Raw genomic sequence first — 230 nt, 5'->3', positions numbered from 1 at the left:
GGGGTATTTATTTATTTATTTATTTATAAAAAGGCCCAAATCACTTACTTCACTATATGACTTTACCTTCCCACGCTAACATACCACCTACCATATTGATTGCTTGAAAACCGTAGCTCTCTAGAAACTGAACTGCTCTTCCACTTCTTCCGCCAGAGCGACAAACGATAATATACTCTTTCTTTTTATCCAACTCATGCATTCGAAACTCTAATAGCCTTAGCGGAATA

Annotated in this window: 1 protein-coding gene; it reads right to left on the bottom strand. The window is 37.0% G+C overall.

Annotation, left to right across the window (positions count from 1 at the left end):
- Positions 1 to 52 precede the first annotated feature (52 nt).
- A partial coding sequence (locus SB717_RS40005; RefSeq protein WP_410908935.1) for a rhodanese-like domain-containing protein occupies positions 53 to 230 on the bottom strand: 178 nt, incomplete at its 5' end.

This window comes from Priestia sp. SIMBA_032 (assembly GCF_046535215.1).
GTDB classification, from domain to species: domain Bacteria; phylum Bacillota; class Bacilli; order Bacillales; family Bacillaceae_H; genus Priestia; species Priestia aryabhattai.
This window is presented reverse-complemented; position numbering and strand designations above follow the sequence as displayed.